This is a genomic window from Spirosoma endbachense (genome assembly GCF_010233585.1).
Classification (GTDB): Bacteria; Bacteroidota; Bacteroidia; order Cytophagales; family Spirosomataceae; genus Spirosoma; species Spirosoma endbachense.
This window is the reverse complement of sequence record NZ_CP045997.1, coordinates 9,279,794-9,295,575: the sequence shown is the minus strand read 5'-3', so window position 1 is coordinate 9,295,575 and position 15,782 is coordinate 9,279,794. Positions and strand designations below refer to the sequence as shown.

15 protein-coding genes are annotated in these 15,782 nt (G+C 45.5%); 5 read left to right on the top strand and 10 right to left on the bottom strand.

Features of this window, described 5'->3' with window-relative positions:
• Positions 1 to 28: 28 nt before the first annotated feature.
• From GJR95_RS37415 to GJR95_RS37390, 6 genes are all read right to left on the bottom strand, one after another.
• Entirely contained in the window at positions 29 to 3,589 is a 3,561-nt protein-coding gene (locus tag GJR95_RS37415) for a SusC/RagA family TonB-linked outer membrane protein (RefSeq protein ID WP_162390724.1), read from the bottom strand.
• A 25-nt stretch (positions 3,590 to 3,614) separates the two neighbouring features.
• The gene (locus GJR95_RS37410) at positions 3,615 to 4,634 is read right to left on the bottom strand and encodes a FecR family protein (protein ID WP_162390723.1); all 1,020 of its coding nucleotides are present in this window, start codon (positions 4,632 to 4,634) and stop codon (positions 3,615 to 3,617) included.
• A 68-nt stretch (positions 4,635 to 4,702) separates the two neighbouring features.
• Entirely contained in the window at positions 4,703 to 5,371 is a 669-nt protein-coding gene (locus GJR95_RS37405; protein ID WP_162390722.1) for an RNA polymerase sigma-70 factor, read from the bottom strand.
• Positions 5,372 to 5,638: 267 nt separating this feature from the next.
• Positions 5,639 to 7,963, bottom strand: coding sequence for an Ig-like domain-containing protein (locus tag GJR95_RS37400; protein WP_162390721.1), 2,325 nt, complete (start codon positions 7,961 to 7,963; stop codon positions 5,639 to 5,641).
• 596 nt (positions 7,964 to 8,559) lie between these two features.
• Complete coding sequence (locus GJR95_RS37395; protein WP_162390720.1) at positions 8,560 to 8,796, bottom strand: hypothetical protein; 237 nt, start codon at positions 8,794 to 8,796, stop codon at positions 8,560 to 8,562.
• Positions 8,793 to 9,149: a hypothetical protein gene (locus tag GJR95_RS37390; protein WP_162390719.1), complete on the bottom strand. Its 357-nt coding sequence runs from the start codon at positions 9,147 to 9,149 to the stop codon at positions 8,793 to 8,795. The genes GJR95_RS37395 and GJR95_RS37390 overlap by 4 nt, the downstream gene beginning before the upstream one ends.
• 5 nt (positions 9,150 to 9,154) lie before the next feature.
• Between GJR95_RS37390 and GJR95_RS37385 the strand changes: the two genes are divergently transcribed.
• The 4 genes from GJR95_RS37385 to GJR95_RS37370 all read left to right on the top strand — a co-directional run bounded on the left by GJR95_RS37385 (position 9,155) and on the right by GJR95_RS37370 (position 10,861).
• Positions 9,155 to 9,295, top strand: a complete 141-nt coding sequence (locus tag GJR95_RS37385) for a UxaA family hydrolase (protein WP_232540985.1) — start codon at positions 9,155 to 9,157, stop codon at positions 9,293 to 9,295.
• Between the two features lie 87 nt (positions 9,296 to 9,382).
• Positions 9,383 to 9,820: a hypothetical protein gene (locus GJR95_RS42720; protein ID WP_317167029.1), complete on the top strand. Its 438-nt coding sequence runs from the start codon at positions 9,383 to 9,385 to the stop codon at positions 9,818 to 9,820.
• Positions 9,821 to 9,966: 146 nt separating this feature from the next.
• Entirely contained in the window at positions 9,967 to 10,380 is a 414-nt protein-coding gene (locus GJR95_RS37375) for an antitoxin Xre-like helix-turn-helix domain-containing protein (RefSeq protein WP_162390718.1), read from the top strand.
• Positions 10,381 to 10,390: 10 nt separating this feature from the next.
• Positions 10,391 to 10,861: an RES family NAD+ phosphorylase gene (locus GJR95_RS37370; protein ID WP_162390717.1), complete on the top strand. Its 471-nt coding sequence runs from the start codon at positions 10,391 to 10,393 to the stop codon at positions 10,859 to 10,861.
• A 260-nt stretch (positions 10,862 to 11,121) separates the two neighbouring features.
• Here GJR95_RS37370 and GJR95_RS37365 read toward each other — a convergent pair whose 3' ends face one another.
• Positions 11,122 to 11,265, bottom strand: a complete 144-nt coding sequence (locus tag GJR95_RS37365) for a hypothetical protein (RefSeq protein ID WP_162390716.1) — start codon at positions 11,263 to 11,265, stop codon at positions 11,122 to 11,124.
• A 204-nt stretch (positions 11,266 to 11,469) separates the two neighbouring features.
• A complete protein-coding gene (locus GJR95_RS37360) occupies positions 11,470 to 12,222 on the bottom strand; it encodes a Fic family protein (protein ID WP_162390715.1) in 753 nt (250 codons plus the stop codon).
• 128 nt (positions 12,223 to 12,350) lie between these two features.
• Between GJR95_RS37360 and GJR95_RS37355 the strand changes: the two genes are divergently transcribed.
• A complete protein-coding gene (locus tag GJR95_RS37355) occupies positions 12,351 to 13,748 on the top strand; it encodes a toprim domain-containing protein (protein ID WP_162390714.1) in 1,398 nt (465 codons plus the stop codon).
• Between the two features lie 184 nt (positions 13,749 to 13,932).
• Here the strand turns inward: GJR95_RS37355 and GJR95_RS37350 are convergent, their stop codons facing one another.
• Both GJR95_RS37350 and GJR95_RS37345 read right to left on the bottom strand, forming a co-directional pair.
• Positions 13,933 to 14,784 carry a ParB N-terminal domain-containing protein gene (locus GJR95_RS37350; RefSeq protein ID WP_162390713.1) on the bottom strand — a complete coding sequence of 284 codons (852 nt, stop codon included), beginning with the start codon at positions 14,782 to 14,784 and terminating at the stop codon, positions 13,933 to 13,935.
• A gap of 1 nt (position 14,785) precedes the next feature.
• Positions 14,786 to 15,730 (bottom strand): AAA family ATPase, encoded by a 945-nt coding sequence (locus GJR95_RS37345; RefSeq protein ID WP_162390712.1) that lies wholly within the window; start codon positions 15,728 to 15,730, stop codon positions 14,786 to 14,788.
• Between the last annotated feature and the right edge of the window lie 52 nt (positions 15,731 to 15,782).

Here is a 15,782-nt window from a genome sequence, read left to right as displayed (position 1 = left end):
TGAGCGTTTTAAAACGCGGGAAATAGGTTTAGAAACCAATGTTTAAACCAACCGTGACTGTCCGGTTCGCGGGATATGTACCCTGATCGACACCTGGTTGATACGCTGAATCGCCATTCAGGCTGGCTTCAGGGTTATACCAGGGGTACTTTGTAAACGTAAACAGATTCTGACCCGTGGAAAACACCCGTGCCGATTGGAGTTTTATCCGTTTCAGGACGGCCGTCGGGATGGTATAGCCTAGCGTTACATTCCTAATCCGTAAGAAAGAGCCACTGAATACAACCCTGTCGGTCAAATTATTACCCATCGTTACCCCACCCGCACCCGCCATATGAAATTGAGCATCCTGATTGGGATTTGCCGGGTCAAACATGTTCTGATAAAAGAGTTTCAGACTACCATAGTCCACATTACCCGCCGGATGTCGAATATTTCCGTTGATCAGGTTGGCCCCCTGCACGCCCTGGATCAGCACACTCAGGTCAAAACCCTGATACCGGAACGTATTGGTAAGACCATAGATAAAATTGGGAAGTCCTTTTCCAATGACGGTTTTATCCGTTTCATCCACTTTGCCGTCGCCATTCTGGTCTTTAATGATCCAGTCACCCACCTTGTTTCCCGATACCCATTGTGGATATTTCGTCAGATCATCGACGGTTTTGAAAATGCCCTGTACCTTATAACCATACATGTAGCCCAGCGGATCGCCCACTTTAATCTGGAAGACATTATTCCAGCCACCCACGGCCGCCTGTGGAGGCAGTGATTGAGGGCCTCCCAGATCGAGCACGTTGGTGCGGTTGGCCGACAGGTTGGCGTCTATCGTCCAGGCAACCGGCCCTAGTTTCAGGTTCGCTTTCCCGGAGATCTCGATACCCCGATTCTGAAGTTTACCCAGATTGGTTCGGAAGGTGTTGGCGTAGCCGACGATACCGGGCAAATCTTTTTGGAAAAGCATTCCCTTCGTAATTCGGTTGTACACATCAATCGCCAGCGAAAATTTGTCGTTCAGAAAGCCGACTTCAAGACCCAGATCGGTTTGCTGGTTACGCTCCCAGGTGAGGTCGTAATTGGCGAATCCCGACTGTGCCGCCCCAAATGTTCGTTGGCCGCCAAAACTATAGTTCCGGCCAACAATTGAATTGACCCAGTTAAAGCTACCAATGTTGGCATTACCTGTCTCGCCAAAACTAGCCCTGATTTTCAACTCATTAACCGTAGACTTGATGGCCTGTATGAATGGTTCTTCCGATAATCGCCAGGCGGCCGAGAAGGAAGGGAACGTAGCGAAGCGGTTGTTCGGACCGAACCTTGACGAAGCATCCCGGCGTAAAGCCGCAGACAGAATGTACTTGCTTTTATAATCGTAGGTCAACCGGCCACCATAGGACAAAAACGCATTCTGATCGTACTGCAACTCACCGATTCGGTCGGGAGAGGCCAGTGGATTGGGGAGTAAATCGGTCGTGAACGTACCGGTACGGCCGCTCGTTGCCGTAAACTTCGACGCAAATTTCTGAAGCGAATACAAGGCCAGCACCGAGAAATGATGATCTCTCCCCAGAGTTTTGCTGTAGGTCGCCGTATTTTCCCATAACCAGTCGAGGCCAAGCTGCTGAGTTTCGCGGGCAAAAATCTGTCCCAGGACGGGGTTCGTCGCGTTGGCACGCGGGGCCAGTTGGTTAGCCAGCGTGGACGGTACATAGGCGTACTGGTCTTCCAGGTTTAGCGTCGAGCCCAACGACGATTTGATGCGCACATCTTTAATCGGCTCGTATTCCAGAAAGCCACTCCCAAAGAGCCTATAATTGCGAACCCGGTTTTTATTGAGTTCGACAATAGCCAGCGGACTAAACAAGTTATCGGCCACAAACGAAGAGCCATCATTGTTCATTACGGCATCGAAATTCTGCCCAAAGTCCCCATTGGCGGTATAAAGCGGAACAATAGGCGGCATTAGCGTGGCTGATGTGACGGTATTAGGCAACGACCGACCACCCGAAAGCTCACTGCTGGAAGCATTGTTGTAGGGGCCACCCGCTGGTTGCCGGTACTGCTGTGAATAAGACGGAGCCAGCGAAACACCGATACGTAGTTTTGGACTCAAATCTGCATCCAGATTGAAGCGCAGATTATAGCGGTCATATGAAGTGCCCTTCATTGTTCCCTGCTGGGAAAAATAAGCCCCGGAAACAGCATAGCGAACCTTGTCGGAGCCACCCGACGCCGATAGCTGGTATTCAGAAATTGGGGCTTGCCGAAATATCGCATCCTGCCAATCGGTATCCGGCAGACTTTTGGGGTTGGTATCGAAAACGGATGGATAGGCCTGATTGGTAACGCGGGCAACGTATTTGATATACTCAATGTAGTCATCCCGCTGGAGGACATCTACTTTTTTGGCAATCTGCTGCATCCCCGTGTAGGCAGAAAATGAAAAGGCCGTTTTGCCTGCCTTCCCTCGTTTGGTTGTTACAATGACGACGCCATTACCGGCGCGGGAACCGTAAATCGCGGCTGAAGCAGCATCCTTTAAAATCTCGATGGATTCAATATCGGATGGATTGATAAGATTGAACTGACTCGGCTCCTGCAAGGGATAGCCGTCCACGACGTAGAGTGGATTGCTGTTGGTGCCGAGCGACCCGATCCCCCGAATTCGAATGGTAGGAGCCTCGCCCGGAAAACCGCCCCTACCCGATTGCACCTGCACCCCCGAAGACAAACCCGCCAAGGCTTCACCGGGTGTACCCACTGGCTGATTGGCAATTGATTTACCCTCCACTTTGGTAATGGCCGTCGAAATCGTTTTACGCGACTGAGAGCCATAGCCAATGACCAGCACTTCGCTCAACGATTTGGTGTCGGGTTTCAGGCTGATGTTGAGGGTGGTACGACTTCCAACTGTTACTTCCAGTGGCAGATATCCCACAAAACTAAACACCAACACAGCCCCTGCGTCCGGAACGGCCATCGAATAATTACCGTCACCGTCAGTGGTAGTGCCCTTCTGCGAGTTTTTCAGGACCACACTTACGCCCGGTAGTATTTCCCCTTTATCGCTGTCCATAACCCGCCCGCGAACAGTAATGTCCTGTTGCGTATTATTTATGACTACGTCTGGTTTGGTTCTGGTATCCTCTACTGTTTTTTGGACAAATTGCGAGGTAATTGAACCAGAGGCTTCTGGAAATCGAGCCTCGGAGACCCCTCCTTTCTGACTTTTGCTTAAGATTAAATAGGTTCCATCTTTTAACTTTTTGTACGTCAAGCCGCTCGACCGAAGTAGGTTCGACAGGCTTTTTTCAAGCGATTGCTGAAATTTCACCTCATCGGCGGATACCGAAAGTAAATCAATTGACTGATCACCATAGATGATATCAACCTTATAATGCTCTTTCAGGGCTTTTAAGGCATCTTTAAGCCGAACCATCTGCGAACCGATTGCTACCGCTTGTTTATCGGTAATCGACCGCTGATTAGTAAAGGCAAACGCAGGTTGAGCGAAGCCAGCACAGGCACCTGACGAGCTTAGTAAAAGCACAGCAAACACTCGCCAACTTGAGTAAAGTTGTTTTTTCATAAAAAAAGAAGGTTGAAATGAATGACTATGGTTTACGTTGAGAAATCACCATGCGGTTATCCTGACGGGTACTTTGCAGACCTAAAACGTCGTCGACTACTTCTGCTAACTGGTCGGCGTTATCAGCTGTAAATGAGCCTGACAATGTTAGCGACAACAAGGATTTATCAGCCACCTGTGCCGTTATGCCATAATTCTCCGCCAGTAGGTAAATAATTTCCTGTAGGGTGGTTCCATCGAAAGTATAGCGATGCCCACGCCATGCTGTATGCATTTCGGGTTGAGCGGTTGTTGTAAGCTGGGCATGATTCTGACTATCAAGGGTTATTAAATCACCCGGCTTCATCATCATTTTCTGGATAACAGGTCCAACCTGAATAGTCAACTGAACTTTGCCTTTACTTAAAACGATTTTTGCTTTTCGCTCACGGGCAAATACCGAAAATTCGGTCCCCAGCACAACCACGTTAAATTTTCGGTTGGTTTGAACAACAAACGGTTGATGCGTAGCAGTATGCTTTACGGAAAAGGAAGCTTCACCCAGTAAAAAAACCTGCCTGTTGATTTTCGTAAAACCCCAGCGCGGCAACCGAAGCGATGAATTTGCATTCAGGGTAACTTGACTACCATCAGGCAACGTAACCGATTTTGTTTCCCCAAATGCAGTGCTATACGTTTGATAATACCAAGCCTCTTTTTTTAGGTAGCCAATGGTTAGTATGAATAGCAAAAAAGAAGCGGCAATCGACCAATGAAACCAGTTGGTGGTGTATGATACCCGATCGATTTTTTTCGTACTGATCGTTACAGGTTGGGCAACGTCTTTAGCGTCAATCTGTTCAACAAAACGGTGATAGTTCGTAATAGCCCCCTCCACATTGGCACTGTATTCAGGATGAGTTACTTCATATTCTTCCAGCCAGGCATAAAACTGCTCTTCGTTTTCTTCAACAAGCACCCATTCATCAATTAGTTGTTTTTGTAAGGCAGAAGCCTTACCTGACAAATAATCGACGACGAGTTCTTTAGTTATGGTTGACTTCATGGCGTTACTAGAATTGATACCCTTCTCTACAGGGATTGACGACTGAGTTGGTAAATACGTGTGGATAGTTAGTTAGTCAGCATAAATACAAACACCAGCAGCCATTTTTCTTTCAGCAAGGACCGGATGAATTTATTGGCACGGTAGAGTTGTACTTCAACGGTTTTGACGGACAGGGTCAATTCATCCGCAATTTCCTGATACCGTTTCCCCTCAAAGCGATTCATCAAATAAATCCGGCGTCGATCAACGGGTAACGAATTTATAGCTTGTTGCACAACCTGATAGAGTTCATCAAATTGACTCATAGCGTCAGGTTGCTGGCTTTCGGCCGTGGCAACATCGTGCCATACACCCAGTGGCTCCTGCCGGCTTAACTCCCATTTTAGGAAGTTATAAGCCCGATTTCGAACAGCGCGGAAGAGATAAAAGCGGTACGAAGTGGCGATATTGGTAAAAACCCGATCCTTATAAACCGTATAAAAAACATCCGAAACCAGGTCTTCCGCAATGGCTTGTCCGCCCACAAATTTTATTGCGTGACTGCATAGCGGCTGAAAATACCGTCGGTATAACAGCTCAACCCCTTTCTGATAATCCAGCTCCAGTGCTTTTTTAATAAATAGTTCATCATTCAGTAGAGGGACTGGTGGCTCACCTTTCCCTTCATCGACGGCTCGTTCGATAATGAGTCGTTGAGATGTATCACCGTCAGATTGACTGTTCAACTGAATCATGTTCTTAGGAAGTAGACCGCTGTTCGTATACCTAGCAAGACAAGCTGGCTGGAGATTTCACTTACGGGGTTTCAATTTATTTTGATAAATAAGACCGCTAAAGCAAATAACTACGGGCATCACGCATCAAGAAGCCTGCTGATCAACTCTTCAGTTAAAGTTGTTGTGATCAGCAGGCTGAGGATAAAGTAAAAAGTAGTCAACAGGAAAGTTACCTCGGGCAGGAATGAATTTTGCCCCAAGCCCGGACCTGACAAGGAAACAAGTTCAGGGAATAAGTACACGTTTGGATTGGGAAACTATATCTGTCTTTACTGTCACTATGTAAGTCCCCGTTGCCAAATGCTTAAGGGGACGCACCAAAATATGACCTGAATCGGGCGTTTCAATCTTTACTGAAACTAACCTGCCATCAGCAGTTACCAGCTGAATGGTTGGTACTGTTTGATAACTCATTGCAATCACAATTAGCTGACTTTCAACTGGATTTGGGCTAATGGTGAAATAGCCTTCCGATTCTGTTAGCTCCGTGCTGCCCTCTGCCGACAATCGGGCACCTGGAGTCGTAACATCTGTATAGACATACCCAGACGGCCCACTGGCGTTTTTTGAAGCCAGCCGATACCGGTATGATGTTCCCTTAAGAATCTGGTTGTCTGTAGCCGTGGTAGCATTTACCCCCGGACTTACCACTGTCGTGTAACTGCCGTTAGGCAATACTCTTTTTTCGAGTACAAACCCCGTTTCATTTGTGGCATTGTCGATCCAGGTGAACGTGACCTGGGTTGGCTGAAGGTTGGATTGTGTGAAATTCGACGGTATGGCGGGTACATTCGCTTCAAAGGCGCCTATATCGACTACGCCCCCTTTCGGCCTGGTCACCCCCGCAATGTCATCCACAGCATATTGCCCTGACGTACTATTACCTACGTTCAGGGCCGGGCTGGCGGGATTCAATCGAAAATCGGCGGTTGCGGTTAGGGTGGGGTTCACAAATTGGGGATTGGCCCCATAGATGTCATGGGGCCCACGGCCCGGAATCGTCGTCGAGTTATTGGGAGTGTTATAATAAAGATTGTAATCATAATTTACTGCCGAATTATTATTGGTCGTATTAGCGCGCTCATTCAGAATGGTATAAATGATGTTATTGAAGATATTGATATCTGTGGAATAGCTGGCATAGAGTTCGCCAACCGGTTCTGCACTCTGCGAGTTCTGGTAAGCTGTGTTATTGAACAGATCAACGTGCTGGCTTTTAAAGCTATGAATGCCTGAGCCCCCATTATTCCAGACTACGTTGTTACTCACCAATGTACGGCCTGTATACGCATAATCTTTGTTCGAGTCGATGATGATACCATTGCCATCCGTAATGGCACAGGGGGCGGCAATCCAGTTCACATACAGGTGGTTACCATACGACTTGTTCTTGCGAATAAAATTTCGATACCCTGTATTCGAGTCGATATTCCGGCTGGTCAGTATCGAAATGCCGCTGCTTCCGTAAATCGTATCCCACGAGTTGTCATAGACTGTATTCTCATCAATGGTAATGTAGTCGCACTCAATCGCGGAGATACCCCCTCCCCCACAATCGAAGACTTCATTGCCAACAAATTTAATGTGATGCGGAAAAGCCGCGCTTTCTCTCCGGCGTCCAGACGCAGACAGGCCGTTACCATTGAACTTGCCTTCGGGAGTACCCGTGAGGTTATTGCAACCGCCTGGCTGATTCTGCGCTTGGGCGATCGTAATATTATCGTTATTCCCCTGTATTCGTAAATCGTTGATTTCTATATAAGAAGCACCATCTACCAGGCTAAAAGCATTCCATCCGTCGAATGTAATCAGCGGGTCGTTTCCCGGCGCGTGGGTATAGATAATGGGATACCCATTTCGTCCAGTTCGCCGAATCACCACCGTATTGTTGAAATAAGTCGTCGAATTGATAGGATTCAGCAGGTAGACTTTATCACCGGGCAGGGTCAGATCGGCGGCTTGCTGAATTGTCAGAAAGGGCGACGATTGTGTACCCGTTCCACTGGCAGCGGCTCCTGGCTGCACGTAGTATATCTTGTTACTTGTGATCGTAGTGGGGTGAAACGTTACCGTAGCGGTATTACTGGAGGGTACAGTTGCCCCACCCGCAATCACCTTCGCACTAATTTGGTATGTACCCGGGGTGCTAGTAGCCGTCCAGGTGAAGCTATAGGGGACATTTTCGCCTTTAAAGTTATTATTCACTGTATCGACCGTACCCTCGCCCAGTTTGTTAGTCCCCGAGTAGAATTCAACCTTAGAAATTGTATTTTTCCCCTCCGCATCGAAAGCAGTAGCCCGCAGGGTAATGGTCGTATTCACCATAAAAGCGGCCTTGTTTCCCGGTGTATTCAGCCGGACAGTCGGATTGGTAGCGAAGCCGAGCTGAGATACAAGTAAAACCACCACAAGGGCCAATGAAGCAATTCGTCTGTAGACTTTTCGGAAAGGCAAACCAGATTCGACTAGCACACTGACTTCCAGAACGTTGGTAACGTGATCTGCCCGTTGTAACCAACGAACTTGCGTGATTGCAGGGAAAAGTTTCATACGAATTGTGAAAAGGTTTAGTATTTTTTAAGAATAAACGTGAAATTCAGAGTGAACCCTAGTCGACTCAATAAGTGAATGACCAATGTTCTATCTTTACAGGCCAAACAGACTAGGATATTGTTTTTCCCGTTTTATTTATGATTATTTTCCCATAAAAATGATTTTTTATAAATTATAAGTTATCAAATTAAAGATTTTCGGATAGTAATTTAAAAGGTGTTGATGTGTTCTATAGTGTAATGCCAGATGAATAACTTGGTCGTGAATTGATGAAACATATCCGTTTTAGAATAGGATAAGGCCTTCCACACATAACGGCTTAGTCATTGACGCAAGGTATTGTTCCAGTGTTCCATATGGTTTGTTTGCCCCGACGTTGATCAGTTGTTTTTCGGCCCAGACCTGGTTTGAAGCACAATTGAGGAGCTTCGTACCCCAGCATAACCGTGGTTCCCTTGCCAAGCCTGTGTTCGGGAACCGAGGGTTGGCCAGTGGTAAAACGATGTACTATCAGGCATGGGTAGGTTGCAGACTGGCAATCATACCAACACTGATATGGGATCGAGCTGGTAGGTTCGGTTCGCGCCTGATCCCTAATACTCCCGGATCGTGACGCTGGTTAGTTGCTTAATTGGCGTTTTTGTACTGATGTGCAGCTGGGCCGTAAACGCAACACAATACCCAGCGGGCACATCCAGTACCAACCGCCCACCCTGCTTAACACAGGCGATCAACATCGTCAGCAATTCAGTACTGAGGCTGATTTGCGTGGGCACGTACACGACCGTATAGCGAGCACCCAGTATTTTCGACAGGTCACTGGTTGTCACGTACTCAAATGGCAAGTTGGCGTTGGTGAGCGACCGATGATGTGCATGGAAAGGTTTTTAAACTCCTCATGGCTCGATTCGTTCATGGCAGCCCAGACGGCTTCATTGTGCCAGTCGTAGAGTACGCCCACACCCGTTTCTTTATGATCAGTCCAAAGCTCATCGCGGTAGCGATTGGCCGCCTGTCTGATTTGCTCTATCCGAATCGCTCTTGGCGTTACCTGATTATGGTGGTCCAGTAGGGCATATTCCTGCTTCCCAGCCTGCGCTCTAGGCATTCCGGGCCCAAGTACCCCAACCCCGAAATCCAGCCGCAAGCTTACTGAACAAAAACTGGGTGATCGTTCTTTCATCTACTATGAAGTCGACACCTCCGTGTCTTCGACTGAATTGCGGTGGTCCTTCGACAGGCAACATTAAAGATGGTCTCATAACCGATGCCATCAAATCAGCCGAAGCAGCAAAAAAGGAGGATCAGCCCCCATTACCGACGTATTGAACTATACCGAAATCGCCAAAGATTCTAGTCTGCATCTAGTTTGTACACCCGGCTTATTGAATAATAGCTAAAGTCGTTGTTTTTGGTATGAACCATCAGACGGTTCCAGCTAAATTGCTTGGCCTCGGTTTGCAGGTAATCGATCAGTTTTCGGGATCGACTTGGGTGTCGTTTTTAATGCGAAAGACTACGGAGTTCATACTCAGTTTCTCGGCCAGTTCAACCATCGCAATTTCCACGGCCATTATGCCCGTGGCTTCACCCTTTGCGCGGCTGGAATTCCCCTCGGCAAGGTCGAGCAACGCCAGCCGCAGCTGTATGAACCGATTGGCCCCAGCCTACAGCAGCCTGATCGAGGCCGTCGACGATTCAGTTAGTCCGCCAGGCAGATTCTCCTCCTATTCAACTGACCGTTTTCGTCCAAAAAAAGGGTATTTATCATCATTAACTGAACTTGTCGTAATTAGCGATCAAGTCCGTTCAGAAAAACGTCCGATTCGGAATAAGTCAGAAAAAATCCTGTAGCCTTATAAGCTAGCTAAATTGATGATTGACATTAAATCTGGAAAGTTCCTATTAACGGCATAAGCATGACCTCAGGCAATAGGTAAGGAAACTACTTGTTATGATGACTTGTTTCACTTACGTTTGTGACTTAATTCATCTTTCGCATGGCAACTCCAGTTCACCAAGCTGCAAGCTCTAGTCGTTCTTCGCCCTTTGGGGTGATTAATTCTTCCCGCCAGGGAGTCCTGCGTTCTCAAGTTGATGAGGTGGCTGCCCTAGTCGGATTAACCGATCGGGAAATGGCGTATGCCCTTAATATGACACCCCGTAATTTACACCGGCTTAAGGATGAGCAACGCTTTAGCGTAGATGCCTCCGAGCGCCTGCTTTTACTGAAGAATCTATTAATACATGCCCTGCATACATTTGAGGGACGCAAAGTAACTGTTTTGCAATGGCTACGAACACCCATTCGGGAATTGGCCAGCCAAGCCCCTCTTCAATTACTCGACACGGTGACTGGCTTTGGTTTAGCCGATGATGTGTTGGGTCGCTTAGATTATGGTTTGCCAGCCTGATTAAGCCCTTATGAGCCTTCTTTATCGCATCATCCGGGACAAATATCGGCAGGAACCCCTATCGGCGGTGGGGAGTCGGTTATTCGGTGGCCGCTGGAATCCCAAAGGTGTCGGTGTGTTGTACGCTACATCAACACCTGAGTTGGGCTTAGTCGAAACGTTAGCCCACGCGCCAGCAGTTCGCTATGAGGACTTACCTACTTATTGGGTGTTTTCTTTAGAAGTGCCCGATGACATCCGTTATTATAAGCGGGATGAATTACCTGATTATTGGCAAGACGAAACCTACGAGCGAACCCAAACTTGGTTGAAAGACTGGTTAGCAGTACCCGACCAGTTAGGGGTTGCTGTACCCTCTGTGTTAGTACCCCTATCTTATAATGTGCTTTTGCACCCGGCACACCGTTTATTTGAAAAGATTCAAATTGTGGGCCAAGAAATTCAGCCTGTTGACCGACGGCTTTGGCGCTTGCCAACTTAGCGTTGCTTGCTCGTTCTCTTGTTTCCCTCCTACCCAATCACCGTTCAGTTAAACGTCCCATTGATTTCAAGCAAAAAAGGACCTTAACCGGCCCTTTTTCTTTTCCTTGAACTGGTGAATCAACAGTAAATCCTGTTATTTTTACCCCTTTCCAATCCTTTTAGATACTGGCTTAATTGGTCTTTCCGCTCCTGGAATTCACTATATTCGAGGGCAAAGAGCCGACAATTGGACGCGTATTTCTGTCGAAGTATGCCCAGTTACGCACTTATTTGAAACAGGTTTTTAACGACTAGTGGCTTCTGATCAGTAAGGACATTAACCCGAATTTGTTCATCTTCCTGGGTAATAAAGAACTCGTCGCCAATGCTATCAATCAGGTAAACCACGTACGTAATCTGCATTTCATAAGCACATTGATGACATACTTCGAATCTTCAGCGGTAAGTTGCCGGTGCCCAAGCTTTTTTTAAGTAGATCGTTGCGGGTTGGCTTAAAATTAAATCATCCGTAACTTGACTGACCGGATGGTTGCCTTTGTGTAGGACGGTTCTATAGTTTTTAGCAGCGTGAATGATTTGTTCTTCAGCGGTTCCAAATGGCATAACCTAATGCTGTTCAATACATTCCTGTATAAGTCTCACTAGTTGGCTATGCATAAAACTCACAATGGGAGTTGGTGATTTCTGTCGCCAACTGGCATCTAACGAATTTAGATAAGGGATTCGGCTATCAACATGAACTAAACTTAGTGGTAGTTGATGAAACTGCTGAATGTAATTCATAAGTAACCGAGCCACCATACCGTTGCCCGCCCCAAAGGGATGAAGCGTTAAGAGTTGAAAGTGAGCTGTAAATGATAGATCGTATATCTGTCGGGGTGTTCTCAACTGTGTAATGGTTGTATTAACTTCCTTCAATAGATTATCCAATGCCCTAGGCAGTTTATGAAAATCAACTAGTATCCGCCTTCCCACCGTTTTATCATCAATCCGAAGTTCTCCTTGGCTGGTGTCATACTGACTCAATAAAGAGTAAATAGGACCGCCCGTATGGCACATCAGCGTGGAGGCTACACCCTGAATAATGGTGCGGTTTAAAGGAATGTGCTCATTCGCTATAGTTAATACTTGCTGAAGGGCATTATGATGATCGACAATCCCCAACTGATCAGCTAGTGACTTGTCGGTAAGTCTGATTCCTTTTTGAAGTAAATTCTGAATTTCGAGTAGTGTTAATGTTCCCCCTTCAATACCAATTGAATGATAAGTCTGTAGAATCCCTGATACGTCGTTGGCTTTAGTAGCTGTTACTTTACTAAACTGCTCAACCAATTGAGGCAGGGTAAGGCTAGTATTCATACGGATTCATTAATAAATATGAATGCGGAAAGATACTTGATCAACAAAGGTTTGAAGCATTCATTTGCAAGGAAGGGGCTTTTCTACCTGATTTACTGTAATATTACTTTGGAAAGTAATTCTTAGAAATGACAAAATTTGACGAGCTAAAGAAACGATTCCCGAATCTGATTCCCGTTCAGGAACTGCGGTCAAACGTGTCTATCGTCGAACTGGCCATTCACTATGGCTACTTACCGAAGCTGCATAAAGGCAAGACACGTCCTGTTCTGGAACATGTTGTCTACAACGATGTAATCCTCATCAAGAATGCACAGGATGCCAGTCAACAGGTCTATCAGCGTCTTGGCAACTTCGCCGATTCTGGGACGATTATTAATTTCATTCGCAATAGATTATCAACTGTCTTTTCTAGCTTTAACAAATCCGGTGAGGATGAATTTAGAAATATTGTAAGTGTTCTTTACGATTATTTACGCGTTGACCCAAGTCAAGTTAATCTAAACAGACAAGCGACCGACCAGCTAGTTGAGAGGAAGCCTAAGTCAGTCTTTTCCTTAGACTTATTTGAACTTAGGCCACTGGAAAAAGACAACTATTTAAAAACTCGTCATATCAGTTTAAAAACTATTAATAGCCCTGAGTTTATTGATAAAATCGCTACCCAAATCACGTATTTTGATCCACAAAAACATCAAATAGTAGACTTTACGACCATAAAAGACAATCCTCAGCACAAGTACATTCTGTTTTCAAATGTTGCCTTTCCGTATTACGATGGCGTATCAACGGAAGTGACTGGTTTAGAGATTCGTAATGATAATGTGAAACTGCACGCACCGGGTAGCGATAAGACATCTAGCGTCTTTGTATCGAATCTGCCCCCGAAAGCGGAGCAATTTTTTATTCTGGAAAGCGCCATTGATGCTCTTTCACATAAGCAGTTACGGAATCTACGCGGAGATACTAAATTTAACTCGGTGTATTTTTCAACAGGTGGCCATCTTACATCCGAGCAGGTCAACACCATAACCAAGTATATCGACACAAGCGCTAAAGTATACACCTGGAAAATTAACCTAGCGTTTGATAATGATGTAAAAGGCTTTGCGTATGATCTGCAATTCATTCAACAATTATTGGCCACTAAATTCCCGATTCGTTCTGTATCTGTGGGAAAATATAAGATTGGCTTGGCATTACCTACTCATGAAACCTATAGAGCCTTCCGAGAAGATTTACTTAATCGTATTAAAGCCTATAATGAAATGATTTTGGGCCAATCGTCCATATCACTTAACGCCAATGCAACCGAGTTAACTGATTTGTTAATTTCTATTGACCAAACCACAGATCAACTAGTGCTCAGTCTTCCCGAAGCTAATTTACCTCTCTCCTATTTCACCAAAAGCTTATTAGAGCTAAGTGGGCTTAACAAACGAATTTGTATTAACAAATCGACTTCAAAAGACTTCAACCAGGATCTACAACAGGAAATTCTAACAACTTCTGGTCTAGGGAATTGATCATTTTGAGTTTGCGTGAAGGCTTCACAACATCTTACTCCCCTATTCGTTTTTGAATTGATCCTTATGCAAAATAGCCCAAAGTGACAAGCTGTCACTTTGGGCTATTTTGCTTTTTCTTTCAATGTGTGTCAACTATAAAATTAGTTATATTATCTGATTTTACAAGCAAAGTGACAGCTTGTCACTTTGCTTGTAAAATGGCAAGTAATTCATTGGTTTTCTGTAGGATACGTTCGCAAGATTTACGAGAAAGTGTTCCAGCAGCTAATTCTCGAATCGCAGTTTCAAGTTTTTTTATGCGGTCCTCCCCTACTGTTTTTTGACTTGTTTTAACTGATAAGTTCGCATCGTCTACTATTGCATTGGATTCAACTGAATTAGATTTGGCTATCGCTTCAATAGCTGATCGAGCGATCTTTTTCTTTCCCGATAGAATCTCCTGTTTTTGCTCAGGGTTTAGCTTGTTTAAACCTGCGGCAAAATCCCCATCCCGCTTAATGGTACGACTACTAACACCATACTCTTCCCCAAGCGCAATAGAAACATCAACTATAGGAGTAGTTGATACTTTATTTCCACCCCGAACAGTCTTTTGTTGTAGATACCGTAAACCCCTTAGGTAAGCGATTTGCTCAGTTGAAAGATTGCGTCTTCCTAACTGAAAATCGATCATGTAATCCTTGGCCTCGTCTAAGCTGGTAAATCGAAGCAGGTTAATCCGGTAATCCAATTTATGCTCCTGACTGATTCGGTACCGATTGTGCCCGTCAATAAGGATGTAAACCGGCCGATTTTCCTCATCAAAGTTTACTACTGTGGATGTCGTTTCCCAAACGGTCAACGGATCTTTTACCCCGTGTTTGAGTATATTTTGCTGAAGTTGACTATATTCCTCCTCAGCGAGGGGCGGAATTAAATCGCGAAGCTGGTCAAGGACCTGAATCTGGCTCTTTATATTTTCCTCGGTCGATAAAAGGGATGTCGGTAGGGTAGAGGTCTTCTCGCGCATCGAACTCATGAAGTCCTTTTTCATATCAGATTGTCATTATTTCAGTGGCAAGATGGTGGTACTGTTGCCAGGAGACCGACTTGTTTGAGTACGTATATAAATCTTCCTTGGCAACCTGGGATTGCTTAATGACCGTGGATACCTCAATGATCGCTTCGTAAATGGGAAAATTTCGGTAGGTATCCCGAATATGAGTCATCATGCTTTTATGAATACTCTGATTCTTATGCACCATCGTAAACACAATTCCTTTCACTGACAAAGTAGGATTAATGTATTTGCGAACCTCAGCTATTCGATTAAACAGGCTTTCTACGCCGTGGTAGGCACTGGCCTCGGGTTGAATCGGCACTACGCAATAATTCGATGCTACGAGCGAGCAGGTTGTACAAATTCCCAAGCTAGGCGGGCAATCAATGAGAATATAATCAAACTTGTCCCGTTCATCTTCCAGTTTTAAAGCTAATCGCCGGTCTGCTCCAATAGAATTAGCTAATTCGGATTCCCGATACGCCATTCGTATGTCGGAAGGGGAAAGAAATAAACTAGGGGAAATTTCAACCATAGGTAGGTCTGTCCCTGTTAGTAAGGCATCAATTACTTGTTCATCCGGGCTATGGATACCAAAGCACTGGGATAAATTCCCCTGTGAATCCATATCAACGAGTAACACCCGATTTCCAAGTAAACTTAAGGCTTTACCCACGTTGATAGTCGTTGTCGTTTTACCCACTCCGCCTTTGTGATTCACAATCGAAATCACTTTGGCTTTATCAAAAAGGGCTTCTGAATAGCCATACTTTCGTACCGCTTCGTCTAAAGCAGGCAAGTGTTTCGCCGGGATGTCTTTTTGATCGGATAGGGCTTTGTGTAGCGTCTTGGATGGAATACCCGCTTCCTTTTCAATCTGAGACAGATTTAAGGCGGGTTTAGAACGCAGGAACCGAACTAGTTTTTCCTGGTTAATCATGGGCTTAAGGATAAAATTTTATCTTTTGTAAAAGTATAAAGAACTTTTTTTA

Coding starts and splice junctions, on each gene's coding strand:
- GJR95_RS37415 (WP_162390724.1), bottom strand. CDS start 3,589: ATGAAAAAACAACTTTACTCAAGTTGGCGAGTGTTTGCTGTGCTTTTA.
- GJR95_RS37410 (WP_162390723.1), bottom strand. CDS start 4,634: ATGAAGTCAACCATAACTAAAGAACTCGTCGTCGATTATTTGTCAGGT.
- GJR95_RS37405 (WP_162390722.1), bottom strand. CDS start 5,371: ATGATTCAGTTGAACAGTCAATCTGACGGTGATACATCTCAACGACTC.
- GJR95_RS37400 (WP_162390721.1), bottom strand. CDS start 7,963: ATGAAACTTTTCCCTGCAATCACGCAAGTTCGTTGGTTACAACGGGCA.
- GJR95_RS37390 (WP_162390719.1), bottom strand. CDS start 9,149: ATGAAAGAACGATCACCCAGTTTTTGTTCAGTAAGCTTGCGGCTGGAT.
- GJR95_RS37385 (WP_232540985.1), top strand. CDS start 9,155: ATGAAGTCGACACCTCCGTGTCTTCGACTGAATTGCGGTGGTCCTTCG.
- GJR95_RS42720 (WP_317167029.1), top strand. CDS start 9,383: ATGAACCATCAGACGGTTCCAGCTAAATTGCTTGGCCTCGGTTTGCAG.
- GJR95_RS37375 (WP_162390718.1), top strand. CDS start 9,967: ATGGCAACTCCAGTTCACCAAGCTGCAAGCTCTAGTCGTTCTTCGCCC.
- GJR95_RS37370 (WP_162390717.1), top strand. CDS start 10,391: ATGAGCCTTCTTTATCGCATCATCCGGGACAAATATCGGCAGGAACCC.
- GJR95_RS37365 (WP_162390716.1), bottom strand. CDS start 11,265: ATGCAGATTACGTACGTGGTTTACCTGATTGATAGCATTGGCGACGAG.
- GJR95_RS37360 (WP_162390715.1), bottom strand. CDS start 12,222: ATGAATACTAGCCTTACCCTGCCTCAATTGGTTGAGCAGTTTAGTAAA.
- GJR95_RS37355 (WP_162390714.1), top strand. CDS start 12,351: ATGACAAAATTTGACGAGCTAAAGAAACGATTCCCGAATCTGATTCCC.
- GJR95_RS37350 (WP_162390713.1), bottom strand. CDS start 14,784: ATGAAAAAGGACTTCATGAGTTCGATGCGCGAGAAGACCTCTACCCTA.
- GJR95_RS37345 (WP_162390712.1), bottom strand. CDS start 15,730: ATGATTAACCAGGAAAAACTAGTTCGGTTCCTGCGTTCTAAACCCGCC.